This is a genomic window from Mycobacterium appelbergii (assembly GCF_032883035.1).
In the GTDB taxonomy this organism is placed as follows: Bacteria; Actinomycetota; Actinomycetes; order Mycobacteriales; family Mycobacteriaceae; genus Mycobacterium; species Mycobacterium appelbergii.
In genome coordinates this window covers 16,097-37,486 of the sequence record NZ_JAMQTH010000019.1, presented here as the reverse complement: position 1 = coordinate 37,486, position 21,390 = coordinate 16,097, and the positions used below count along the sequence as shown (strand labels likewise).

Annotated in this window: 24 protein-coding genes; 9 read left to right on the top strand and 15 right to left on the bottom strand. The window is 68.6% G+C overall.

What is annotated here, in order from left to right; all coding sequences use genetic code 11:
- Position 1: 1 nt before the first annotated feature.
- The 3 genes from M1247_RS32415 to M1247_RS32405 form a co-directional block, all read right to left on the bottom strand.
- Positions 2 to 739, bottom strand: coding sequence for an ABC transporter ATP-binding protein (locus tag M1247_RS32415; protein ID WP_317160542.1), 738 nt, complete (start codon positions 737 to 739; stop codon positions 2 to 4).
- Positions 736 to 1,557, bottom strand: a complete 822-nt coding sequence (locus M1247_RS32410; RefSeq protein ID WP_410506980.1) for an ABC transporter permease — start codon at positions 1,555 to 1,557, stop codon at positions 736 to 738. Before M1247_RS32410 ends, M1247_RS32415 begins: the two co-directional genes overlap by 4 nt.
- An 80-nt stretch (positions 1,558 to 1,637) precedes the next feature.
- Positions 1,638 to 1,979, bottom strand: a complete 342-nt coding sequence (locus tag M1247_RS32405) for a hypothetical protein (RefSeq protein WP_317160541.1) — start codon at positions 1,977 to 1,979, stop codon at positions 1,638 to 1,640.
- A gap of 125 nt (positions 1,980 to 2,104) precedes the next feature.
- Between M1247_RS32405 and M1247_RS32400 the strand changes: the two genes are divergently transcribed.
- Positions 2,105 to 2,449, top strand: a complete 345-nt coding sequence (locus M1247_RS32400) for an RNA polymerase-binding protein RbpA (protein WP_317160540.1) — start codon at positions 2,105 to 2,107, stop codon at positions 2,447 to 2,449.
- A gap of 12 nt (positions 2,450 to 2,461) precedes the next feature.
- On the opposite strand, the gene M1247_RS32395 is transcribed toward M1247_RS32400, so the two are convergent.
- The 10 genes from M1247_RS32395 to M1247_RS32350 form a co-directional block, all read right to left on the bottom strand.
- Positions 2,462 to 3,256, bottom strand: coding sequence for a polyprenol monophosphomannose synthase (locus tag M1247_RS32395; protein ID WP_317160539.1), 795 nt, complete (start codon positions 3,254 to 3,256; stop codon positions 2,462 to 2,464).
- Positions 3,253 to 5,133: an apolipoprotein N-acyltransferase gene (gene lnt / locus M1247_RS32390; RefSeq protein ID WP_317160538.1), complete on the bottom strand. Its 1,881-nt coding sequence runs from the start codon at positions 5,131 to 5,133 to the stop codon at positions 3,253 to 3,255. Before lnt ends, M1247_RS32395 begins: the two co-directional genes overlap by 4 nt.
- Positions 5,126 to 6,715, bottom strand: coding sequence for an amidohydrolase (locus tag M1247_RS32385; protein ID WP_317160537.1), 1,590 nt, complete (start codon positions 6,713 to 6,715; stop codon positions 5,126 to 5,128). Before M1247_RS32385 ends, lnt begins: the two co-directional genes overlap by 8 nt.
- 18 nt (positions 6,716 to 6,733) lie before the next feature.
- Complete coding sequence (locus M1247_RS32380) at positions 6,734 to 7,231, bottom strand: FxsA family protein (RefSeq protein WP_317160536.1); 498 nt, start codon at positions 7,229 to 7,231, stop codon at positions 6,734 to 6,736.
- 6 nt (positions 7,232 to 7,237) lie between these two features.
- Positions 7,238 to 7,627 (bottom strand): PPOX class F420-dependent oxidoreductase, encoded by a 390-nt coding sequence (locus tag M1247_RS32375; protein ID WP_317160535.1) that lies wholly within the window; start codon positions 7,625 to 7,627, stop codon positions 7,238 to 7,240.
- Positions 7,628 to 7,893: 266 nt separating this feature from the next.
- Complete coding sequence (locus tag M1247_RS32370) at positions 7,894 to 8,370, bottom strand: hypothetical protein (RefSeq protein WP_317160534.1); 477 nt, start codon at positions 8,368 to 8,370, stop codon at positions 7,894 to 7,896.
- A 3-nt stretch (positions 8,371 to 8,373) separates the two neighbouring features.
- Entirely contained in the window at positions 8,374 to 9,627 is a 1,254-nt protein-coding gene (locus M1247_RS32365; RefSeq protein ID WP_317160533.1) for a DUF58 domain-containing protein, read from the bottom strand.
- Complete coding sequence (locus M1247_RS32360) at positions 9,620 to 10,597, bottom strand: AAA family ATPase (protein WP_317160532.1); 978 nt, start codon at positions 10,595 to 10,597, stop codon at positions 9,620 to 9,622. The genes M1247_RS32365 and M1247_RS32360 overlap by 8 nt, the downstream gene beginning before the upstream one ends.
- Complete coding sequence (locus M1247_RS32355; protein WP_317160531.1) at positions 10,594 to 11,094, bottom strand: hypothetical protein; 501 nt, start codon at positions 11,092 to 11,094, stop codon at positions 10,594 to 10,596. Before M1247_RS32355 ends, M1247_RS32360 begins: the two co-directional genes overlap by 4 nt.
- On the bottom strand, positions 11,091 to 12,029 hold the full coding sequence (locus tag M1247_RS32350) for a DUF4129 domain-containing protein (RefSeq protein WP_317160530.1): 939 nt from the start codon (positions 12,027 to 12,029) through the stop codon (positions 11,091 to 11,093). Before M1247_RS32350 ends, M1247_RS32355 begins: the two co-directional genes overlap by 4 nt.
- Before the next feature lie 63 nt (positions 12,030 to 12,092).
- Between M1247_RS32350 and cobG the strand changes: the two genes are divergently transcribed.
- The 5 genes from cobG (at position 12,093) to M1247_RS32325 (ending at position 17,151) form a co-directional block, all read left to right on the top strand.
- Complete coding sequence (cobG, locus tag M1247_RS32345) at positions 12,093 to 13,226, top strand: precorrin-3B synthase (protein WP_317160529.1); 1,134 nt, start codon at positions 12,093 to 12,095, stop codon at positions 13,224 to 13,226.
- A 4-nt stretch (positions 13,227 to 13,230) separates the two neighbouring features.
- Positions 13,231 to 13,857: a precorrin-8X methylmutase gene (locus M1247_RS32340; RefSeq protein WP_317160528.1), complete on the top strand. Its 627-nt coding sequence runs from the start codon at positions 13,231 to 13,233 to the stop codon at positions 13,855 to 13,857.
- Positions 13,854 to 15,353 carry a precorrin-2 C(20)-methyltransferase gene (locus M1247_RS32335; protein WP_317160527.1) on the top strand — a complete coding sequence of 500 codons (1,500 nt, stop codon included), beginning with the start codon at positions 13,854 to 13,856 and terminating at the stop codon, positions 15,351 to 15,353. Before M1247_RS32340 ends, M1247_RS32335 begins: the two co-directional genes overlap by 4 nt.
- Before the next feature lie 86 nt (positions 15,354 to 15,439).
- Positions 15,440 to 16,090 carry a TetR/AcrR family transcriptional regulator gene (locus M1247_RS32330; protein ID WP_317160526.1) on the top strand — a complete coding sequence of 217 codons (651 nt, stop codon included), beginning with the start codon at positions 15,440 to 15,442 and terminating at the stop codon, positions 16,088 to 16,090.
- Complete coding sequence (locus tag M1247_RS32325) at positions 16,087 to 17,151, top strand: phosphotransferase family protein (RefSeq protein WP_317160652.1); 1,065 nt, start codon at positions 16,087 to 16,089, stop codon at positions 17,149 to 17,151. The genes M1247_RS32330 and M1247_RS32325 overlap by 4 nt, the downstream gene beginning before the upstream one ends.
- On the opposite strand, the gene M1247_RS32320 is transcribed toward M1247_RS32325, so the two are convergent.
- Entirely contained in the window at positions 17,141 to 17,899 is a 759-nt protein-coding gene (locus M1247_RS32320) for an SDR family NAD(P)-dependent oxidoreductase (RefSeq protein ID WP_317160525.1), read from the bottom strand. The two genes, M1247_RS32325 and M1247_RS32320, sit on opposite strands and share 11 nt — an antisense overlap.
- A 35-nt stretch (positions 17,900 to 17,934) precedes the next feature.
- On the opposite strand from M1247_RS32320, the gene M1247_RS32315 reads away from it, so the two are divergent.
- Entirely contained in the window at positions 17,935 to 18,360 is a 426-nt protein-coding gene (locus M1247_RS32315) for a F420-dependent biliverdin reductase (protein WP_317160524.1), read from the top strand.
- On the opposite strand, the gene M1247_RS32310 is transcribed toward M1247_RS32315, so the two are convergent.
- The gene (locus tag M1247_RS32310; RefSeq protein WP_317160523.1) at positions 18,357 to 19,502 is read right to left on the bottom strand and encodes a M24 family metallopeptidase; all 1,146 of its coding nucleotides are present in this window, start codon (positions 19,500 to 19,502) and stop codon (positions 18,357 to 18,359) included. The two genes, M1247_RS32315 and M1247_RS32310, sit on opposite strands and share 4 nt — an antisense overlap.
- A gap of 72 nt (positions 19,503 to 19,574) precedes the next feature.
- Here M1247_RS32310 and M1247_RS32305 point away from each other — a divergent pair, with 72 nt between their 5' ends.
- Both M1247_RS32305 and M1247_RS32300 read left to right on the top strand, forming a co-directional pair.
- Positions 19,575 to 20,435, top strand: a complete 861-nt coding sequence (locus M1247_RS32305; protein WP_317160522.1) for a hypothetical protein — start codon at positions 19,575 to 19,577, stop codon at positions 20,433 to 20,435.
- On the top strand, positions 20,432 to 21,388 hold the full coding sequence (locus tag M1247_RS32300) for a 5'-3' exonuclease (RefSeq protein ID WP_317160521.1): 957 nt from the start codon (positions 20,432 to 20,434) through the stop codon (positions 21,386 to 21,388). Before M1247_RS32305 ends, M1247_RS32300 begins: the two co-directional genes overlap by 4 nt.
- The last annotated feature ends 2 nt before the right edge of the window (positions 21,389 to 21,390 follow it).

The window sequence follows — 21,390 nt, the reverse complement described above, 5'->3', positions numbered from 1 at the left end:
CTCAGAGTTGGACACCGAGGTGCTCGAGCAACTCGGCGCGGTGCCGTTCGGTGTTCGCCGCATTTTCGCCCGGCGGGCGCCGGGCCTCCTCGATCTCCAGGGTGTGCACCACCCTGCCGGCGTCGAGGACCAGCACCCGGTCGGCGAGCGCGACCGCTTCGTCCACGTCGTGGGTGACCAGCAGCACGCCGAATCCGTGCTCGCGCCAGAGATCGAGCAGCAGTGTGCGCATGGTGAGCCGGGTCAGGGCGTCGAGCGCGCCGAACGGCTCATCGAGCAACAACAGCTGCGGCTCGGCGACCAACGCGCGGGCCAGCGAAACCCGTTGCGCCTGACCGCCGGACAATGTCAACGGCCACACGTCACCGCGATCTGCCAACCCGACGTCGGCGAGTGCCTGCTCGGCACGGGCCAGTGCCTGACCACGGGACAGCCGGCTGCGGGTCAGCCCGTAGGCCACGTTGGTGCGGACGTCACGCCACGGAAAGAGCCGCGGCTCCTGGAAAGCCAGCGCCGGCGCCCCGGATACCACACAGTCCCCCGTGTGATCGGTCGACAATCCCGACAGCACCCGCAGCACCGTGGACTTTCCGGAACCGCTACGCCCGATCAGCGCGACGATCTCACCGCTGCCGATCCGAATCGACACATCGTTGAGCACGTGATGACTGCCGTACCACTTGTCCACCCCGCGCAATTCGCCTGCGGTGGTGGTCGCGCGCTCCGAAATCACGGTCATGAGCGGTACCTCAGGGCTCGACGTTCCAACATGCGGACTGCTGCGTCGGTGCCGATGCCCAGTAGCGCGTAGACAACCAGCCCGAAGATGATGATGTCGACGCGAAGAAAGTCACGGGCGTTGTTGATCAGGAACCCGATCCCCTTGTCCGCGTTGATCTGCTCGGCGACGATCAGGGTCAGCCAGGCGATCGCCAGCGACTGCCGGAAGCCGACCAGCACCTGCGGCGCCGCGCTGGGCACGATGATGGTGCGAAACCGCTGCCAGAACGAAAACCCGAGCACCTGGGCGGTTTCGAACAGTTTGGGGTCGACCTGACGGATGGCCGAGAATGTGTTCAGGTAGAGCGGAAAACTCACGCCCAGCGCCACCAGCAGCACCTTGGGCAGTTCACCGATGCCGAACCACAGGATGAACAACGGGATCAGGCCCAGGTGCGGCAACGCCCGGATCATCTGCATCGGCGGGTCGAGGGTGGCCTCCAGCCAGTGGGACAGCCCGACGGCCGTGCCCAGCGCGACCCCGATGACACCGCCCAGCAGCAGCCCGGCGATCACCCGGGCCCCCGATACCTGCAGCGCGTCGGCCAGCTGGCCGTTGCCGATGAGCTCGATGCCTGCTTCCAGGATCAGCGACGGGGCGGGCAGCACATCCTGCGAAATCAGGCCCAAGGCACTGCCCGCCTGCCACAGGGCCAGCAGCACCACCGGCGAGAGCAATCGGACAATGCCCCACTTGCGTTGACCGGAAAGGTATTTGGCAGCGCGAACCCGTGGGGCAGGCTCGGCAGGTGCCGTCGGCGCGGTGGGACTGGTCACGGTGAGTCGACGTTACGGTCGGCCCATTTTGCCGGTAAGGGTTGGAATCGAGCTGAGCTAAACGAAAACGAAAGTGTGGCCTACCGCCAGCCGTCGGCCGCTTTGGCGGCTTGCATCAATGCGTCACACAGTTGCCGCAACTCGTCGGGTGTGGCGCCCTCGTCGACAGCGGTGGCGAGGTCTTCGGCGGCGCACCGGACCTGGTACACCCGGTCGGACAGTTGGGACGCCTCCTCGGCGGTGAGCACCACCGAGTCCGGCGCCAGCGATGTGCCCTTGACGATCGCGCGCTGCTCATAGGCTCGTTGCCGGCAGGACTGCCTGCAATACTGACGTTTGCGTCCCATTTGCGCGTCGGGAACCTCGCGTCCGCACCACCGACACGGTTGCGAACGGCTCCGTCTGGCAGTTGCGGTGGCCATGGATCCCGACTGTAGACGGCCCCGCCCGGTGATCCGCGTATCATGAAGGGTCGAGTCGGGAACTTGACAGCGCCGCGAAGCGTTGACGCATCCGGACAAAATCGCGCGAATGAGGAGTGTTGACGATGGCTGATCGTGTCCTGAGAGGCAGTCGCCTCGGAGCTGTGAGCTACGAGACCGACCGCAACCATGACCTGGCCCCGCGTCAGGTCGCCCGGTACCGCACCGACAACGGTGAAGAGTTTGACGTTCCGTTCGCTGACGACGCCGAGATCCCCGGTACCTGGCCGTGCAAAAACGGCATGGAAGGCACCCTGATCGATGGTGACGCGCCCGAGCCCAAGAAGGTCAAGCCGCCGCGCACCCACTGGGACATGCTGCTGGAGCGCCGCTCGGTCGAGGAACTCGAGGAATTGCTCAAGGAGCGCCTCGACCTGATCAAGACCAAGCGACGCGGTAGCAGCAGCTGACGCCCGGGTTAGCTAGCGCACGACGCCGCGGGCGCGATCCAGGCGCCCGCGGATTCCCCATTCGGCGACCTTGAACATCGCCTCGCGGATGTTCGACCCGCTCATCTTGGACACTCCGAGCTCGCGTTCGGTGAACGTGATCGGGACCTCCACCACGCTGAACCCGTTGTTGATCGCCCGCCAGGTCAGATCGATCTGGAAGCAGTACCCCTTGGAGTCCACCGCCGACAGGTCGATCTTCTCCAACACCTCGCGCCGGTAGGCGCGGTAACCGGCGGTGATGTCGTGGATGTTGACACCCAGCAGGAACCGCGAATACGTGTTCGCGGTCTTGGACAGCGCGAGCCGCCGCCACGGCCAGTTGCGAACCGTGCCGCCCGGGACGTACCGCGACCCGATGGCCAGATCGGCCCCCGTGTCGACCGCATCGAGCAGCCGCTTCAGTTCCTCGGGCGCATGGCTGCCGTCGGCGTCCATTTCCACCAGCACCGAGTAGCCACGGCCCAGCCCCCAGTCGAAGCCGGCCAGATACGCCGCGCCCAGCCCGGCCTTGCTGGTGCGGTGCATGACATGGACACGGTCGGTGTCGGCCAGAGCCAACTCGTCGGCGAGGTCCCCGGTTCCGTCGGGGCTGCCGTCATCGACGATCAGGATGTGGACGTCCGGGCGCGCATCGTGCACGCGGCCGACGATCAAGGGCAGATTCTCGCGCTCGTTGTATGTCGGGATGATGACCAGGGTGCGCCGACTCGGGCGTGGGCTGGCTGAGCTCTCCCCTTCTCGCTGTGGTTCTCCAGGGACGCTCATGTTGCTCCTTTATCGTCGCCGGCGGGCGCCGGGCGGCTTCTAAGTCTGGCTGGCACCAGCGCTCTATTCTGCAGTATCGCGGCGATCAGCACCGCAGCGGCGGCCAGGAAACCCGCCAGGACCAGCACGCCTTGCACGATGGGACCCCAGCGGGTGGCCGGAGTGAGGTCCGACTTCAGCCGAATCTGGGTGTCGAGATAGGCGGGCTGGAACCACTCGGTGCGGGCCAGTTCACGCCCGTCGGGTGCGATCACCGCGCTGATTCCGGTGGTGCCGGCGACGACGACGTAGCGGTCGTGTTCGACGGCCCGAAGCTTGGCGAATGCCAGTTGCTGCACACTCATCGCCTCGTCGAAGGTCGCGTTGTTCGACGGCACTGCCAGCAACTGCGCGCCGCTGAGGACTGATTCCCTGGCGGCCCGGTCGAAGATCACTTCCCAGCAGGTGGTGACGCCGATGGGCACGCCTGCGGCGTGCACCACGCCGTCGCCGGTGCCTGGCACGAAATAGCCGGCCCGGTCGGCATAGGACGACAGATGCCGGAAGAAGCCACGCCAGGGCAGGTACTCCCCGAACGGCTGCACGATCTTCTTGTCGTGTCGGTCACCGGGTCCGTCTGCCGGCCCCCACACGATCACCGAGTTGGTCGCCACGGGGTGCTCCGGGGTGTAGTCGTCGGCCTTGACCACGCCACCGACCAGGATCGGCGCATCGATCGCCTCGGCGGCCGCGCTGATCTGCGCGGCCGCATCCGGATTGGCCAGCGGGTCGATGTCGGAGGAATTCTCGGGCCAGATGACGAACATCGGTTGTGCGGCCCGGCCCGCGCGGACGTCGTCGGCCAGGCGCTGCGTTTCCCGGACGTGGTTGTCCAGCACCGCGCGCCGCTGCGCATTGAACTCCAGCCCCAGCCGGGGCACGTTGCCCTGGATCGCCGCCACGGTGACGGACTGTTCATCGCCTGCCCCGACACCGGAATGCCGTACCTGGGGCCACACCAGCGCGGCGCCCAAGAGGACAACGGCGATACTCACCCCCGGCAACACCACCGCGGGTGCGGGTATCCCCGGCTTGTGTCCGTGCCGCCACCAGTGGGCGATCTCGATCGCCACCAACGTCATGCTGAACCCGGCCAGCACCACCGCGAACGAGAGCAAAGGCGCCCCGCCGAGCCGCGCGATCGGCAGCAGGGGTCCGTTCGCCTGACTGAAACCAACGACACCCCAAGGGAATCCGCCGAACGGGACCGTTGATTTGAGCCATTCCGCAGCGGCCCACACCGCCGCGAACCACAACGGCCACCCCGGCAGCCGCCGGACTCCGACCGCACCAAGACCGAACAGGCCGCAGAACACCGCCTGCAATGCAGCCAGCGCCAGCCAGGGGAACGGTCCGACCAGTCCGCTGATCCACGGCAGCAGCGGCACGTAGAACGCCAGCCCGAACAGGAAACCGTATCCGGCCCCGCCGGCAAGGGTGGTGGAGCTGCGGGTGAGCACCCACGCGAGCAACGCAAACGCGCCGAAGGCGCTGAACCACCAACCGATCGGCGGGAAACTCGTCCACAGGAGCAATCCACCGCCGATCGCCGCGCTCAGCTGTGCCCACCTGACCTGGATCGCGCGTCCGAATCGACCGGCCCACGCCGTCACCGAGGCCAGCCGGTCGGTTCCTGCTCGCGCCGGGTCCTCCGAGTCCGGGTCGGGGTCGGGATCCGGGTCAAGGTCTAGGTCCGCGTCGGCAAAATCGTCGTCGGGTTCCTCGTCGACATCCATGTCGTCCCCGTCGACGATCGCCGGGATGACCTCGGTGATGTCATGGGGGCGTGCCCGCGGGCCGTCGAACCTGCGCTCGAATCTGGACCGGTCGTCACCCATGGATCACGACGCCCCGGTGCACGGTTTGGCGGCAGCGCGGCAGTTCGCCTGTCCCGAGGCGCGGCAGGGCAGGCACCCGGGACCGCGGATCGGTGGACCAGCGCTGCACGGCGTTTGCCGGTGCGCTGACTTCGAGCTCCTCGGCATCCCACACCGCATAGCTGGCCGCGGCCCCGGGAATCAGGGTGCCGGTGACGCCGTCACGAACTCCGCCTGCCCGCCAGCCACCGCGGGTGGCGGCAGCGAACGCCGCCCGCGCCGACAATGCCGATCCCGCCGTCCGGTGACCGACGGCGGCGCGCACCGTCTCCCATGGATTCATGCCGGTGACCGGACTGTCGGAGCCGAACGCTAGGGGCACGCCTTCGGATGCTAACAGCGCGAGCGGGTTCAGCCGGTGGACTCGATCAGGCCCGAGACGCTGGGCATACATTCGGTCGGCACCTCCCCACAACGCGTCGAAGTTCGGCTGCATGCTGGCCATCACGCCCCACGATCCGAGCTGGGCGGCCTGGGCGGCACTCACCATCTCCAGGTGCTCCAGCCGGTGGCCGCAACGCGCCACGGCGGGTGCGCCCAGTCTGTCGACGACGGTTGCCAGGGCGCCGACGACGGCGGTGACGGCGGCATCGCCGATCACGTGGAATCCGGCGGTGATCCCGGCCTCGGTGCAGGCCTGCAGATGGGCGGTGATCGACCCCGCATCCAGATAGCTGTTGCCGCAGGTGTGGGGCGCATCGCTGTATGGAGCCTGCAGCCACGCGGTGCGGGATCCGAGGGCGCCATCGACGAACAGATCGCCGGCCAGACCACGCGCGCCGGTCTCGGCGATCAGTGTTCGGGCATGGTCGGCGTCGCGCGCGGCTTCGCCCCAGTAACCGATGACCTCGACGCCGTGTTCGAGACGGCGCAGATCGTGGAAGTCCTCGAGCCCGCCGATGTCCGGACCCGCGCATTCGTGGACCGCGGCAATGCCGAGTCCGGCCGCGTGATCCAGCGCCGCGACACGGGCGTCGCGGCGTTGTTGCGCCGTCAGACGATCCCGGGCCGCCGCGCGCACCAGGTGGTGCGCATGGGCGCGCAGCGGCAGCTGCGGTGCGTATCCGGCGGCATCGATGAGTCCGGGGACCAGCCGACGCAGTGCGCTGGTGGCCGCGGCCGAGTGCACGTCCACCCGGGCCAGATAGCCGGGCCGGTCCCCCAGCACCGCGTCCAGATTCTCGGTGCTCGGCGGAGTGCGCTCGGGCCAGCCCGACTCGTCCCAACCATGTCCCCAGACGGGTCCGGTGCGGTGGCGCTGCACATGGTCTGCGATCAACTGAAGGCAGTGCTGCAGCGACGTGGCACCGCGCAGGTCCAACCCGCCGAGGTTAAGCCCCGTGGCAGTGAGATGGACGTGACTGTCGACGAATGCCGGTGCCACAAACCCGCCGTCGAGGTCGACGAGGCGGGCGTCGGGGAACTGCAGCCTGCCGACATCATCACTGCCCAGCCACGCAATCACGCCGTCGCGGACCGCGAACGCGGTGGCGTCGGGATTGGCGGGACTGTGTATCCGCCCGTTGATCAGTAGTGTTGTCAAGCTGTTCAGGTGTGCCGGCTAGGCCTGGGGTGGCAGGCGATGCGGATCGACGTCGTCAAAGTCGGTGACGTCGATGACTTCGCCGTCAATGTAGTCGCCGCGCGGTGCGCGATCGGCAGGGGTCCCCGTCGGCCAGCCGAAACCGGGTGCGGCCGAGGTGAGGAGCGGGGCCCGCCTGGCTGCCATCGCGGTGAAGACCGGCCGTGCCGCTGCCCGGGTCGGTGGCAGCAGTAGCAGTGCCCCGAGCACCGAGCTGGCGATGCCGGGGATCACGACCAGTACCGCGCCCAACGCCACGAGCACGCTGTCGGTGACCGCCCCGCGGGCGGTGGCCCCGGTGAGCCCAGTCTGCAACCGGTGCAGATGCCGCTTGAGCTGCGAGCCTGCCAGCGCAACGCCCACCACGAACGTTGCCAGTAACAGCAGGACCGTCCAGCCGAAGCCGATCGTGGACGCGAGCGCCACGATCACTGCCAGCTCGATGACGGCGTAGACGAGGAACAGCCGGATAGCCATGTCTGTTCAACGCTGGCGGGCGGCCCGCAGTTCCAGGCCCACGTTGTTCTGCATGCCACCGCGCAGCTTGCTGAAGAAGTTGAACGCCTTACCCACCAGCCCGTAGCGCTTGCCGATCGCGTCGTAGATCGCGCCATTGTGGGACTTATCGAGGATGGCCGCGGTCGCCTCCACCGGCTCGCTCTTCGGGTTACCCCGCACATCACACGCCGCGATGGTGACGCGCGGGGTGTTACGGATGCGCTTGACCTTCCACGCGTCGCCCACGGTGATCACCAACAACCGCTCGCCGTCGGGCGCCGCCCAGATCGCGGTCGGCTTGGGCCTGCCGTCCTTGGTGAATGTGGTCAGCAGCACATATCTGGCTTTGGCGACATCGGCGAAAGTGGGGGCCATGGCGTCAAACCTAGCGTCAGCCGAGATCAGGGCTGGGTCTCGCCGAAGCGGTCATGCCATGACTGGCGGTACGGCCGGCCGGCCGCCGCAACGAGCACCAATACGAAGGCGGCAAACGCCCCGAATGCAATCATGGTGGTCCTCCCTCAGATCCGTTCGAATACCGGTACCGGTGGTCCCGGGTATAACCGAGACCGTACGTCCGATCGCGGCAGAAGTGATCAATCTGTAAGGGACGAAACAGCTTTACCATTCAGTGACGCACGTCACAATTGCCGGGAACTGCCGACTTCCCAACGCCGGACGTCGACGTACGGTCGCACGGCGAGCACAAGGGCAGCCGCCGCTGCCACGGGGGCCAGCAACGGCAGCCACGGCAGCGTGGCAGGCACGGCGACCGCAGCCAACCCGACCGCGGTGAAGCCGACCGCACACAGGATCGTGGGCCGGGTAGTCGTGACGACGTCGGGTGTGCCGACCGCATGCCGGATCACCAGGTAGGCGGTTGCGGACAACCCTGACAGTGCGGAGAACAACGGGGCCGGTTCGGCCAGCGCCAATGCTGCGACCGCGGCCAGCACCGCGGCCGTGGCAAAAGGCCGGGCAGCCAGGCCGGCCAGCACGCACACCCCCGCTGTCGCGGCGGCCGCCAGAGCAGGTCCGTCCGCCGGTGCCGCGGTCGCGGCGGCCATCAGCAGCCCGAACATGGTCGAGAAGGTCCTCGGTGCCGGCTGCCGTGGCATGGTTCACAACCGCCGGTGTAGGTGACGGTGGCGGCCGGGGGCCGACCGCATCGCGTCCTGCAACCCCAGCCCTTCTCGCCAGTGCACCACGTCGATGCCGATGGTGCTCATGTCGCGGTACATGGCCGAACGCTGCAGTTCCCACATCCTCCGGATCAGCGGATCCAGCTCCCCCTCGAACGGCGCGTCTTGCAGGACGTCGACTGCGACCACGGTGTGGCCACGCTTGCACAGTTCGATCAGGGCAAGGGCGAACTCGGTGTTGAGCAGCGTCGAGAATGCCACCACGATGGCGCCCGGGGGCACCGCCGCGCGCGGCGCCAGTGTTCCCGTGGTGGCCTCGAAACCTCCGCCGACTCCCAGCACGGCGTCGAGCACCCGGTAGAACTGCCGCCGCCCGATGTCCACACCGAGCCAGCGCGGCCGCCGACCCCCGAGGGCGACGATCCCCGCGCGATCGCCGTTGCGCAGGGCACTCTGCACCACCTGGGCCGCTCCACGGGCGGTGTACTCGGTGGCGGCGGTGGCAGGCCCGGGAGCCTGGTCGTGGGTGTCGATCAGTACCACCACATCCGCGCCGCGGTCGGTCAACCGTTCCGTGACGTGCAGACGCCCGCGCCGGGCGCTGACCGGCCAGTTGACGGTCCGCAGATGATCGCCGGGCACGTAAGGGCGGACGTCGGCGTACTCGACACCCGGCCCGGTGTGCCGGGTCAGATGTGCCCCGAGCCGGTCCGGCAGCTCGGTGCGCGGGATCGCCGTCACCTGCGGAGCGGCCAGCGGGAAGACGTACAACTCGGCCACCTCGGCGGTGGCGTCGGCAATCATCAGCCCGCCAGGAGCCGTCACCTCGACCCGGGCCCGCAGTGGATAGCGGCCCCAGCGCGCGGCGGTGCCGGTGACCGTCAGCCGGTGCCGCGAGGCGCGCTCATGCATCGTCAACTGCATGCCCTCGGCCGCGGTGACCGTCAGCGCGCAATCAGTCCCGCCGCCACCGGATGTCGGCACCGTGACCCACACGGACACGTGCGCGGTCTCGCCCTCGAAGCAGCGGGTGGTGGCGGGTTCGCCGTGGACCTGGATTTTCGCCGGGGCGCGCTGCCAGTACAGCGAGCACAGCACCCCGAAGACCGGTGCCACGAAAACCAGTAACTGCCAACGGGTCCCGATCACCGCGACCGCCAGCGCGACGGCCGCCGCGGTGGCCAGCGCCCCGGTCAGCGGCGACGCCCGCCAGTGCGGTTGGGCATCAACCATGGTTGGTCCGCGGTACGGGCAGCCGGCGCAGCAATTCTGCCATCACGTCCGAGCCATGGATGCTGCGGACCCACATCTCGGGCCGCAGCGTGATGCGGTGCGCCATCGCGGTCACCGCAAGCGATTTGATGTCCTCCGGGATGACGAAGTCCCGGCCGAGCAGCATCGCCTGTGCCCGGGCGAGTTGCACCAGGTCCAGTTCGGCGCGCGGGCTCGCCCCGACGGCAACCTGCGGGTGATGGCGCGTCGCCGCGGCCAGGGCCACCACATAGTGCAGCACATCGTCATGCACGGTCACCCGCTCGACCGCCTCGCGCATCGCGACGAACTGCGGTCCGTCGATCACCCGGTTCACGACGCCCTCGACCGATCCCCGATCCAGCCGCCGCCGCAACATGGCTGTCTCGTCCTGCTCGGAAAGATATTTGAGCTCAAGCCGTACCGCGAACCGATCCAGCTGCGCCTCCGGCAACGGATAGGTGCCCTCGTACTCGATGGGGTTGTCGGTGGCCAACACGACGAACGGCACAGGCAGACGGTGAGTTTGGCCGTCGATGCTCACCTGCCCCTCCGCCATCGCCTCCAGCAGCGCGGCCTGGGTCTTGGGCGGGGTGCGGTTGATCTCGTCGGCCAGGAGCAGGTTGGTGAAGATCGGCCCCGGCCGGAATTCGAAACGGCCCGACTGCATGTCGTACACGGTGGAACCGAGCAGGTCCGCGGGCAGCAGGTCCGGGGTGAACTGCACCCTGGTGAACTTCAAACCGAGTGCGGCGGCGAAGGACCGTGCGATCAACGTCTTGCCAAGGCCCGGAAGGTCTTCGATCAACACGTGTCCCCGCGCCAGCAGAGTGGTGAGAATCAGCGTAAGCGCCGCGCGCTTCCCGACCACCACCTGCTCGATCTCATCGAGCACGGCGTGTGCGGTACCGGCCGTCTGCGACGGATCGGACACGGGCAGCCCTGGCGTCATAACCGCTCCAATCGTTGCAGGATCTCGCCGAGAACCTCCCGGCCCGGTCCCGGGGTGTCCCCGCCCGCGGTCTCGACCCCCGCATAGGTGACGTTGTCAGGGTCCACCCATTGCCACAGATCCGGCCCGAAGAGCATGCGACCGGTGGCCTTGAACGCCACGGAATCGCCGGTCTGGCGGTGTCCGGTTGCCGCGGCGAACTCCCTGGCCAGCCTCGGACGCAGGTGCCTGTCCCACTGAGCACGGGTGGAATCGGCCCGACCGACCAGGGTCTCAGTCTGAGACATCCACTGTGCCAGCAGTTCTGCCGCGTCGTCCTGTTCGGTCAGCGCGGTGTCCGGACGGCCTTCGTGATGCAGTGACCAGCGCACCGCGGCCAGCAGTACCGCCACCATCGCGCCGGCTGCCCACGCCACCACGCGGCGGTCGGCAAGGGTGACGGCGTAGGCCTCGACCAGCACCATCAACAGGAAAACCGCCGCCACGGTGCGTTTCACGACACCCCCCGCAGGTCGGCGAGGACCCGGTGCAACGCCGCCACCGCGGTGTCGCGGTGCTGCTCGCTCATCACATGCGGGCTGAAGCGCGCCTCGGTGAACAGCTCGACCAGTTCGGTTGCGCTGCCTGGAGACAACGCGTGGTGACGCACGGCACGAGCGAGCACTTCCGATGGCGTGTCGGAATCCTGCGGCACCGCACCGGGAGCCTGCGCCAGGCCAAGCTCCATCGCGGCATAGCACGCGATGATCGCCGCCCGCGGCTCACGGCTGGAGTCACCGATCTCCGCCAGCCCGAGTTCGGTTGCGTGCACCAGCGTTTCGGAGCGACTCGGCGCAGCGGGTCGCCCAGCGGGCACAGCGTCGTCAGGCTGAGCCGCCGCGCGCGTCCTTCTGGCGTGAACCACGGTGCCCAACGCCAGGATCAGAAGCGTGACCACTGTCGCCGCGGCCAGATACCCGAATGCGCTGTGTGATGAACCCGTGGGCTCCGGGGGCCGCGGTTCGGTCGAACCCGGCGGGGGCGGAACCGGCGTCGACGCCGGTGCGCCGGACGCCGGAACCCCCGGATCCGGTGGCGCGGTCAGACGGGCGATCAGCACGAGGGCGAACAGCCAGCAGAGCAGTACGGCCAGTGCCCCCACCACCCATCGCCAGCGAAGGTGTACCTGCAGTCCGCGCCGCTCGAGGATTCCGTTGTCGTCCCCGCCGGGGGCGGCGGCCTTTCGCGGTGCGGTGATCACCGCGAAAGCGAAACCGGCCAGCGCCACGGTGAGCAGCGCGATGACCGCGATCACGCTGGCCGGCGAATCGGTGGGTGCTCTGGCCGGCGCGGGTGCGCCACCGGGCAGGTATCCGCGCAACGCGATGGCAGCCACCACCAGGAGCACGAGCACTATGGCCACGCGCCCTGCCGCCTTATCGATACCGGGCATCGCCTGGACAATCGTCGCACGGATTCGTGCCACAGCCAGCGCGTTCCTACAATGAACGCAGATATGGCCAGGACCCGTGACCACGACGCGTGTCCCGGTGCGCTGACTGTGCACCGGGCCGCTGACGGTGCGCTGGTGCGGATCCGGTTGGCCGGAGGCAGGATCACCGCGGCACAACTCGCCGCGCTTGCCGAGGTTGTGGCCCAATTCGGCTCTTCGGCAATGGAGTTGACGTCCCGCGGCAATATCCAGTTGCGGGCCCTCACCGATACCGTCGCGGTGGGCGAAGCGGTGACCGCCGCCGGGCTGGTGCCGTCACCGACACACGAACGGGTCCGCAACATCGTGGCCTCACCACTCACCGGCCGCGCCGACGGCATCGCCGATGTCGGTGCCCTTATCGGCGACCTCGACCTGGCGATCCAGGCCGACCCGGCGCTGGCCGCCCTGCCCGGCCGGTTCTGGTTCAGCCTGGACGACGGCCGCGGTGACGTCTCCGGATCCGGTGCCGATGCCGGTATCCATATGCTCGACGCCGACACCGCGGCGGTGCTGCTGGCCGGCCGCGATACCGGGGTGCGGCTGCCGATCGCCGACGCCGTCGAAACGCTGGTGACGGTGGCCTCCCGATTCCTCGACATCCGGGAAAAATCCTGGCGGGTAACCGAACTCGATGATGTGACACCGCTCATCGCTCACCTGCCCGTCAGCGCCCCCGCGGGCAGGCAGTGGCCGCCGACCGTGAAGCCTCCGGTCGGCTGGATCGATCAGCGGGACGGCCGCGTCGCGCTGGGCGCGGCGCTACCGCTGGGTGTGCTGGGGGCCGAAGTCGCGCAGTACCTCGCGGCGGTCGAAGCGCCGCTGGTGATCACCCCGTGGCGCTCGGTGCTGCTGTGCGACCTCGACGAGGGCGTCGCCGATGCGGCGCTACGGGTGCTGGCGCCACTGGGTTTGGTGTTCGACGAGAACTCGCCATGGCTCGACGTCAGCGCCTGCACCGGCAGCCCCGGCTGCGCCCAGTCCACCGCGGACGTCCGGGCCGACGCGGCACGCGCGGTGGCCGACGGCCCGGGCCGACCGTCGGCCACGCACCGGCATTTCGTCGGCTGCGAACGGGCCTGCGGCAGCCCGGCTGTCGGTGAGGTGCTGGTGGCGACCGACGACGGATATCAGCTCCGCGTCACCCCCGTAAGGTGATCGGGTGCTCGACTACATCCGCGACGCCGCCGAGATCTACCGGCAGTCTTTTGCAACGATTCGTGCGGAGGCGGACCTGGCACGCTTCCCCGGCGACGTGGCGCATGTGGTGGTGCGGCTGATCCATACCTGCGGACAGGTCGACGTCGGTGACCACGTCGCGTTCAGTGCTGACGTCGTCAGCAGGGCGCACGCCGCGCTCGTCGCGGGTGCGCCGATTCTCTGTGATTCGTCGATGGTGGCGGCAGGCATCACCAGATCGCGGTTGCCCGCGGACAACGAGGTGGTTTCACTGGTCGCCGACGAGCGGGCTTCCGAGTTGGCCGCCCGGCTGGGCTGCACGCGTTCCGCGGCCGCGGTCGAGTTGTGGGCCGACCGGCTCGAGGGCGCGGTGGTGGCGATCGGCAACGCACCGACCGCGCTGTTCCGGCTGCTGGAGCTGGTCGACGAGGGTGCGCCGACTCCTGTAGCCGTATTGGGCGGGCCGGTGGGCTTCGTCGGGTCGGCACAGTCCAAGCAGGAGTTGATCGAGCGTCCGCGGGAGATGTCCTATCTGGTGGTGACCGGCAGGCGCGGCGGCAGCGCGATGGCCGCCGCGGCCGTCAATGCGATTGCGAGTGAGCGCGAATGAGGGGAACCCTGTACGGCGTCGGGCTCGGGCCTGGCGATCCGGAGTTGGTGACGGTCAAGGCCGCACGGTTGATCGGCGAGGCCGATGTCGTCGCCTACCACAGCGCCAGGCACGGTCACAGCATCGCCAGAAGCATCGCCGAACCGTATCTGCGCCCAGGCCAACTCGAGGAACACCTGGTTTACCCGGTGACCACCGAGACCGTCGACCATCCCGGCGGGTATGCCGGGGCGATGGAGGACTTCTACGCCGAGTCCGCCGAACGCATCGCCGGGCACCTCGAGGCCGGACGCAGCGTCGCGCTGCTGGCCGAGGGCGATCCACTGTTCTACAGCTCCTATATGCACATGCACACCCGGCTCACTTCTCGGTTCGACGCCGTCATCGTTCCCGGTGTGACCTCGGTCAGCGCGGCCTCCGCCGCCACGGGCACGCCACTGGTGCAGGGCGACGAGGTGCTGACCATCCTGCCCGGCACCCTGCCTGCCGACGAACTCAAACGTCGCCTCGCCGACACCGACGCCGCGGTCGTGATCAAGTTGGGCCGCTCGTATGACCGTGTGCGCGAAGCACTCTCGTCGACCGGTCGACTCGACGAGGCCTACTACGTGGAGCGGGCCAGCACCCAGCGACAACGCGTGTCACCTGCCGGGGACGTCGACGCGACGAAGGTGCCCTATTTCTCGCTGGCGATGGTGCCCGGCAATGGCATGCGACGCGCCGAGGCGGGCGGCAGCGTGGTGGTCGTGGGACTCGGGCCCGGTGATTCCGACTGGATGACCCCGCAGAGTCGTCGTGAACTCGCCGCCGCGACCGATCTCATCGGCTACGGCCCGTACCTCGACCGGGTCGGCACCCGGGCCGGTCAGGACCATCACCCCAGCGACAACACCGACGAGCCCGAACGGGCCCGGCTGGCCTGCACGCTGGCCCAGCAGGGCCGCGTGGTCGCGGTCGTCTCCTCCGGGGATCCCGGGGTGTTCGCCATGGCCACCGCGGTGCTCGAGGAAGCCAAGCAGTGGCCCGGCGTCAAGGTGCGGGTGGTGCCCGCGATGACTGCGGCGCAGGCGGTCGCCAGCCGGGCCGGTGCTCCTCTCGGCCACGACTACGCAGTGATCTCACTGTCCGACCGGCTCAAACCGTGGGATGTGATCGCCGACCGGCTCACCGCGGCCGCCGAGGCCGATCTGGTGCTCGCGATCTACAACCCGGCCTCGAGATCCCGAACCTGGCAGGTGGGCGCGATGCGCGAATTGCTCCTGGAACATCGCGATCCGAACACCCCGGTGATCATCGGCCGCAGCGTGTCGGGTGCCGAACCGGGCCCAGACGAGAGCGTCAGGGTGGTGCGGTTGGGTGATCTGGATCCGGCCGAGGTGGACATGCGCTGCCTGCTGATCATCGGATCCACCCAGACGCAGTGGTACACCGACTCCGTCGGGCCGCACACCGCGGATCGGGTGTTCACCCCGCGCAACTATCCCGAGCGGCTGTGACCGCAATCTGACAAACGTCGAAGTTTATTGACTGCTGTCAGAATCCCGATTAGTGTCCGGCGTCACACCTGTTCGATGGGAGGCGCGTGGCGCAACAAGTTGCACCGGTACGGTCGCCGGTCGATCGTCGTCAGCCGCAGCGCAGTGATCAGCGGCGCTCCGCGATCCTGGAGGCCCTCAACCAGCACTTGATGGACACCGGATTCGACTCGCTCAACATCGCCGAGGTCGCCCGGCAGGCAGGTGTCGGCCGATCGGCCTTCTATTTCTATTTCGAGAACAAGGCCGCGGCTGTCGCCGCACTGCTCGAACCGATGCACGACGCCCTGTTCGCCGCCAACAACTTTCTGGCCAATACCGCCGAGCGGCCGCGTACCCGCATCCACCGGACGATCGACGCGATACTGCGTACCGCCGAGGACCACCGCTACCTGTTCCAGGCCATGTTGGAGGCCCGCGGCGTGAGCGGCGCAGTCCGCGACATGTGGGATGACGCGCGAGAGTCCTTCGTACCGATGGTCGCCGCGGTGATCAGCGCCGAGCGGGCGAGCGGCCGCGCGCCTGCGGGCGTGGATGCGCGTGTGCTGGCGAGCCTGCTGATGGAGTTCAACGACCGCCTGCTGGAGCGGTACATCATCGGTGGGCGACTGACCCGCCAACAACTCTCAGAAGGTGCGGAGGCCATGTGGATGGGCGCGATCTACGGCACGACGAACGACATCGGCACGGCACCGTGACCGCGGCAGTATCAATACCGGGCAAGCCTGCCGAGGTGACCGCCGCGTGGCTGTCTACGGTGCTGGGCGTCGAGGTGCGCACCGTGGAGACGACACCGATCGGCACCGGGCAGACGGGCGCCACCTACCGCGTGTCGGTCGGCTACGGCGACGGCGTCACCGGCTTTCCCGCCACGTTCGCGATCAAATTGCCGTCCCAGGATGACACCGTGCGGGACCGGGTCAGCATCGGATACCGCTCCGAGCACGCCTTCTACACCAATGTCGCTGCGCACGTGCAGATTCCGGTGCCAGTTTGCCATCACTGCGAAATCGACGGTGACGGCGCTGATTTCGTGCTGCTGCTGGCGGACATGGCCCCTGCGGTACAGGGCGATCAGATCGCCGGCTGCACAGCTGAGGAAGCCATGCTGGCGGTGCGCGCACTGGCCGCGCTGCACGGCCCGACGTGGCGGGACCCGCAGTGGGCCGATTTTCCCGGCATCGCGATGCCCAAACCGGAGCCGGACTCGGCGAAGGGATTCGGCGATATCGCGCGGATGGCCACCGACATCACGCTCGATAAACTCGGCGACCGCATGTCGGCCGAGAATCGTGAAACGCTGCGCACCGCAATGTCGGTGGTGACGCCGTGGCTGCTGACCGAACCGGACCGGTTCGCGGTGCTGCACGGTGACTACCGACTGGACAACATGCTGTTCGATCCCGACCGGACCCGCATCACCGTGGTGGACTGGCAGACCCTGGGCTCCGGGCTTCCCGCGCGTGACCTGTCCTATTTCACCGCGACCAGCCTCCGTCCGGAGACCAGAGCGGCGGTCGAAGAGGACCTCGTCGCGGAGTACCACCGCGCATTGGTGTGCCACGGTGTCAGCGGCTATGACCGCGAAACCTGCTGGCGGGACTACCGATTGGGCATGCTGCAGGCTCCGTTGATCACAGTGCTCGGCTGCGCGTTCGCCACCTCCACCGAACGAGGTGACGACATGATGGTGGTGATGGCAGAGCGCGGTGCGGTGGCGATCCGGGAACTCGGCACGATGGATCTGATCAGCGCCTGATCCTGCGCCAGACGAACTGCGGCACGAACCGCGTCACGAAGATCATCGGACGGATCGCCCACGGCACCCACACCGCGCGTTTGCCGCGGGCAAGTGCGCCGGCGACCGCGGCGGCCACCTGCGGTGGTGTGCTCGAAAACGGCGCGGGATCCATGCCCTCGGTCATCCGGCCGATGACGAAACCCGGACGCACGATCAGCAGTTGCACGCCCGAGCCGTGCAGTGCGTCGGCCAGGCCGCTGGCGAAGCTGTCCAGGCCCGCCTTGGCCGACCCGTACACATAGTTGGCGCGGCGGGCCCTGGCCCCGGCGATCGAGGAGAACACCACCAGCCGGCCACGGCCCGAGGCCCGCATGCGCTGCGCCAGCACCGTCAGCAGGCTTACCTGGGCGACATAGTCGGTGTGCACGACGGCGACGGCGTGGGCAACGTCGGACTCGGCGCGCACCTGATCGCCGAGCACACCGAACGCCAGCACCGCCGTATCGATCGGGCCGTGTTCGGATTCGATCGACGCGACCACGCCGGCGTGCCCCGGGAGATCGTCGGCGTCGAATTCGCGGGTGTGAACGGCCTGCGCGCCCGCCGCCTCCACGGCTGTGACCTGCTCGGCGAGCCCCTCGGCGCCGCGGGCGGCGAGCACCACGGTGGCGCCCGGGGCCAGTCGGACCGCCAGTTCGGTCCCGATCTCGCTGCGCCCGCCGAAAATAACCACGAGGCGGCGGGTCGTGTCAGCCGTGTCATCCATGGCAGCGATTATGTCCTGCGCTAGCGTGGACCCCGATGGCTACATCTCGTGGCAAGGCGACCACCAGGCTCACCAATGACGCGTTGGCGTTTCTCACCGAACGCCACCTGGCGATGCTGACCACCCTGCGGTCGGACAATTCACCGCATGTCGTGGCGGTCGGTTTCACGTTCGATCCCAAGACGCACATCGCGCGGGTCATCACCACCGGCGGGTCGCAGAAGGCGGTCAATGCCCACGAGCGGGGCGTCGCGGTGCTGAGCCAGGTCGACGGCGCACGCTGGTTGTCGTTGGAGGGCAAATCCACGGTGAGCACCGAGGCCGACGCCGTCCGCGACGCGGAACTGCGCTACGCCCAGCGGTACCGCACCCCGCGGATCAATCCGCGGCGCGTGGTGATCGAGGTCCGCATCGAACGCGTGCTGGGCTCCTCGGAACTGCTGGACCGCGGCGAGGTCTAATCGACCGGCACCACGACCAGCTCGTGCGGCTGGTTGTTGACCGACTCGGCACCGTCCTCGGTCACGATCACGATGTCCTCGATGCGGGCACCCCACTGCCCCGGGAAGTACACCCCGGGCTCCACACTGAACGCCATGCCTGCCTCAAGCGGTAGCTCGTTGCCCGCCACGATGTAGGGCTCCTCGTGCACTGACAGCCCGATTCCGTGGCCGGTGCGATGTACGAAGGCCTCCGCCAGCCCCTCGGCCGCGATGACGTCGCGGGCGGCGGCATCGACCTGTTCGGCGGTGATCCCGGGCCGCACCGCCGCGACGGCGGCCCGCTGGGCACGCTGCAGGACGGCGTAACGACGCGCCACCTCGGGATCGGGCTCTCCCAGGCTGTAGGTGCGGGTGGAATCGGAGTTGTAGCCGGGCTGGTAGGGCCCGCCGATGTCGACGACAACGATGTCGCCGGCCTGCAATTCCCGGTCGGAGCACTCATGGTGCGGATCGGCACCGTGCGGGCCGGAGCCGACGATGATGAACGCGACCTCCGAATGCCCCTCGGCGACAATCGCTTCGGCAATGTCAGCCGCGACGTCGGCCTCGGTGCGGCCGGGCGCGAGGAACTCCGGCACCCGCGCATGCACGCGGTCGATCGCCGCGCCGGCCTTGCGAAGTGCATCGATCTCGGCGGCGTCCTTGATCATCCGCAGCCGCCGCAGCACATCGGTCGCGAGCACCGGCACCGTGCCAAGCAGCTTGGTCAGGGGTAGCAGGTGGAGGGCGGGCATGGAGTCGGTGACGGCGGCGAGCCGCCCATCCAGCCCGGCGGCGAGCCGCCCATCCAGCGCATCCGCGACCAGCCGGTAGGGATCCTCGCCGTCCACCCAATCGGTCACCGTCACACCGAGTTCGGTCACCGCCGACTCTTTGAGCGCGGCCAGCTCCAGGCGCGGCACCACCATGACGGGGTCGCCTTTCGCGGGCAGAACCAGCGCTGTCAGCCGTTCGAAGGTCTGCGCGCGGGATCCGACCAGATAACGCAGGTCGTAGCCGGGCGTGATGACCAGTCCGGCAAGCCCGGCATCCGCGGCCGCGGCCGCTGCCGCGGCAATCCGGTGGGCGTAGACATCGGTGCTGAATCGACTGACGGTCATGGTTCGAAGGCTAATCGCTGCAGTGTCTCGGCGTCGGTGCCGGGGGCGGTGCGGCACGATACTGTCACTGCCATGCTGCGCGACATCCGGGATCTCACCGACGAACCCGAAGCGTATGCCGCCGAATTGCGGCGCCGCTGGGGCGGCCTGCTGAGCTACCGGTACCTCGGCCGCACCTACTCGTCGATGGATCTGGGCACGGCCGACGACACGGTCACACTGCGCCGCGACATGCGCAATTCGACTGGTGGGCTTCTACTCGCGGTGCTCGGCATCTCCTCGCCCGAAGGTGGCGGCATGTCGGATCTGGAAGCGGTGCCCAATCCGGTCATCCACTCGTGTCAGCTCCTCGATCCCGGCCGCGACGTGGACCGCATCCGGATCGACACCGACGTCCTCAAGCGCGGCAGGCAGATGGGTTACAGCCGCTCGGTCATCGTGGACGCCGACCGGCCCGACCGCGTACTCGCGGTAACCGAGGGGCAGGGCATCGCGATCGGCACTCCCCCTGCCGGTCTGGCGAAGATGCCGGTCGAGACCATCGAGATCGTCGACGGGCCCGATCTGCCGCCGCTGTGGCAGGTGTTCGGCGGCCTGCGCCGTCCCGACGGACACTGGTCACTGCCGGAGTTGACCGTCGAAGTAGCCTCGCCGGATGCCGCCCTGCACATCGGACCGCAGTTCGTGATCCTGGAGACCGCCGCAGCCGAGAACGCCGAAACCGTCGCCGATGCTGCGGCGCTGCAAGGCGTCTCGTCGCACGTGATGTTTCTGGCACGGGGCAAGACGGGCCCCTTCCGGGTGGATACCGAGGCGTTCGCGGGAGCCGACGGGACCGTCGTGGTCAGAGCCACGCTGCACGATGAGGGCGCGGACGGCAAGGCCGTCACCGCGGCCTCCTACCAATTCCGACAGATGGATGGGCACCGATGAATCCTCCGATACTGCTGCTCGACGGCGCCAGCATGTGGTTCCGATCGTTCTTCGGCGTCCCGTCGTCGATCAAGGCGCCCGACGGCAGGCCGGTCAACGCGGTGCGCGGATTCCTCGACGCGGTGGCCACCCTCGTCGCCCGGGAGCGGCCGACCCGGCTGGTGGTATGCCGCGACGACGACTGGCGGCCGCAGTGGCGCGTCGATCTCATCCCGTCGTACAAGGCGCACCGCGTCGCCCAACCCGAACCCGACGGCGTCCCGGACATCGAGGAAGTTCCCGACGACCTCACCCCGCAGGTCGACATGATCTTGGAGTTGCTCGACGCCTTCGGCATCGCGACCGCGGGCGCACCCGGATTCGAGGCCGACGACGTGCTCGGCACGCTGGCCACCCGCGAGCAGCGAGACCCGGTGGTGGTGGTCAGCGGCGATCGCGACCTGCTGCAACTGGTACGCGACGAGCCGGTGGAAGTCCGGGTGCTCTATCTCGGGCGGGGCCTGGCCAAGGCCACGAAATTCGGGCCTGCCGAGGTCGCCGAGCAGTACGCGGTGCCGCTCGACCGGGCGGGCGCGGCGTATGCCGAGTTGGCGCTGCTGCGCGGCGACCCGTCCGACGGGCTGCCCGGGGTCGCCGGTATCGGCGAGAAGACGGCCGCCACATTGCTGGCGCAGCACGGCTCGCTCGCAGGGATCCAGGCCGCGGCCGCAGACCCCAAGTCCACGATGCCCAAGGCCCAGCGGACCAAGTTGCTGGGCGCCGCCGACTATCTCGCGGCAGCTGAGCCGGTGGTGCGGGTGGCCACCGATGCGCCGGTCACCTTCTCGACACCGTCGGATGTGCTGCCCCTGAGTGCCGGCGACCCGGCCAGAGTCGCGAAACTGGCCGGGTCGTATGGGGTGAGCTCCTCGATCAGTCGGTTACAGGCGGCGCTGGACCAACTGCCGGGCTGAGG

Bases quoted from the DNA above. Each gene is read 5' to 3' on its own strand.
- M1247_RS32415 (WP_317160542.1), bottom strand. From the start codon at position 739: ATGACCGTGATTTCGGAGCGCGCGACCACCACCGCAGGCGAATTGCGC.
- M1247_RS32405 (WP_317160541.1), bottom strand. From the start codon at position 1,979: ATGGCCACCGCAACTGCCAGACGGAGCCGTTCGCAACCGTGTCGGTGG.
- M1247_RS32400 (WP_317160540.1), top strand. From the start codon at position 2,105: ATGGCTGATCGTGTCCTGAGAGGCAGTCGCCTCGGAGCTGTGAGCTAC.
- M1247_RS32395 (WP_317160539.1), bottom strand. From the start codon at position 3,256: ATGAGCGTCCCTGGAGAACCACAGCGAGAAGGGGAGAGCTCAGCCAGC.
- lnt (WP_317160538.1), bottom strand. From the start codon at position 5,133: ATGGGTGACGACCGGTCCAGATTCGAGCGCAGGTTCGACGGCCCGCGG.
- M1247_RS32380 (WP_317160536.1), bottom strand. From the start codon at position 7,231: ATGGCTATCCGGCTGTTCCTCGTCTACGCCGTCATCGAGCTGGCAGTG.
- M1247_RS32375 (WP_317160535.1), bottom strand. From the start codon at position 7,627: ATGGCCCCCACTTTCGCCGATGTCGCCAAAGCCAGATATGTGCTGCTG.
- M1247_RS32370 (WP_317160534.1), bottom strand. From the start codon at position 8,370: ATGCCACGGCAGCCGGCACCGAGGACCTTCTCGACCATGTTCGGGCTG.
- M1247_RS32365 (WP_317160533.1), bottom strand. From the start codon at position 9,627: ATGGTTGATGCCCAACCGCACTGGCGGGCGTCGCCGCTGACCGGGGCG.
- M1247_RS32360 (WP_317160532.1), bottom strand. From the start codon at position 10,597: ATGACGCCAGGGCTGCCCGTGTCCGATCCGTCGCAGACGGCCGGTACC.
- M1247_RS32350 (WP_317160530.1), bottom strand. From the start codon at position 12,029: ATGCCCGGTATCGATAAGGCGGCAGGGCGCGTGGCCATAGTGCTCGTG.
- cobG (WP_317160529.1), top strand. From the start codon at position 12,093: ATGGCCAGGACCCGTGACCACGACGCGTGTCCCGGTGCGCTGACTGTG.
- M1247_RS32335 (WP_317160527.1), top strand. From the start codon at position 13,854: ATGAGGGGAACCCTGTACGGCGTCGGGCTCGGGCCTGGCGATCCGGAG.
- M1247_RS32320 (WP_317160525.1), bottom strand. From the start codon at position 17,899: ATGGATGACACGGCTGACACGACCCGCCGCCTCGTGGTTATTTTCGGC.
- M1247_RS32315 (WP_317160524.1), top strand. From the start codon at position 17,935: ATGGCTACATCTCGTGGCAAGGCGACCACCAGGCTCACCAATGACGCG.
- M1247_RS32310 (WP_317160523.1), bottom strand. From the start codon at position 19,502: ATGACCGTCAGTCGATTCAGCACCGATGTCTACGCCCACCGGATTGCC.
- M1247_RS32305 (WP_317160522.1), top strand. From the start codon at position 19,575: ATGCTGCGCGACATCCGGGATCTCACCGACGAACCCGAAGCGTATGCC.
- M1247_RS32300 (WP_317160521.1), top strand. From the start codon at position 20,432: ATGAATCCTCCGATACTGCTGCTCGACGGCGCCAGCATGTGGTTCCGA.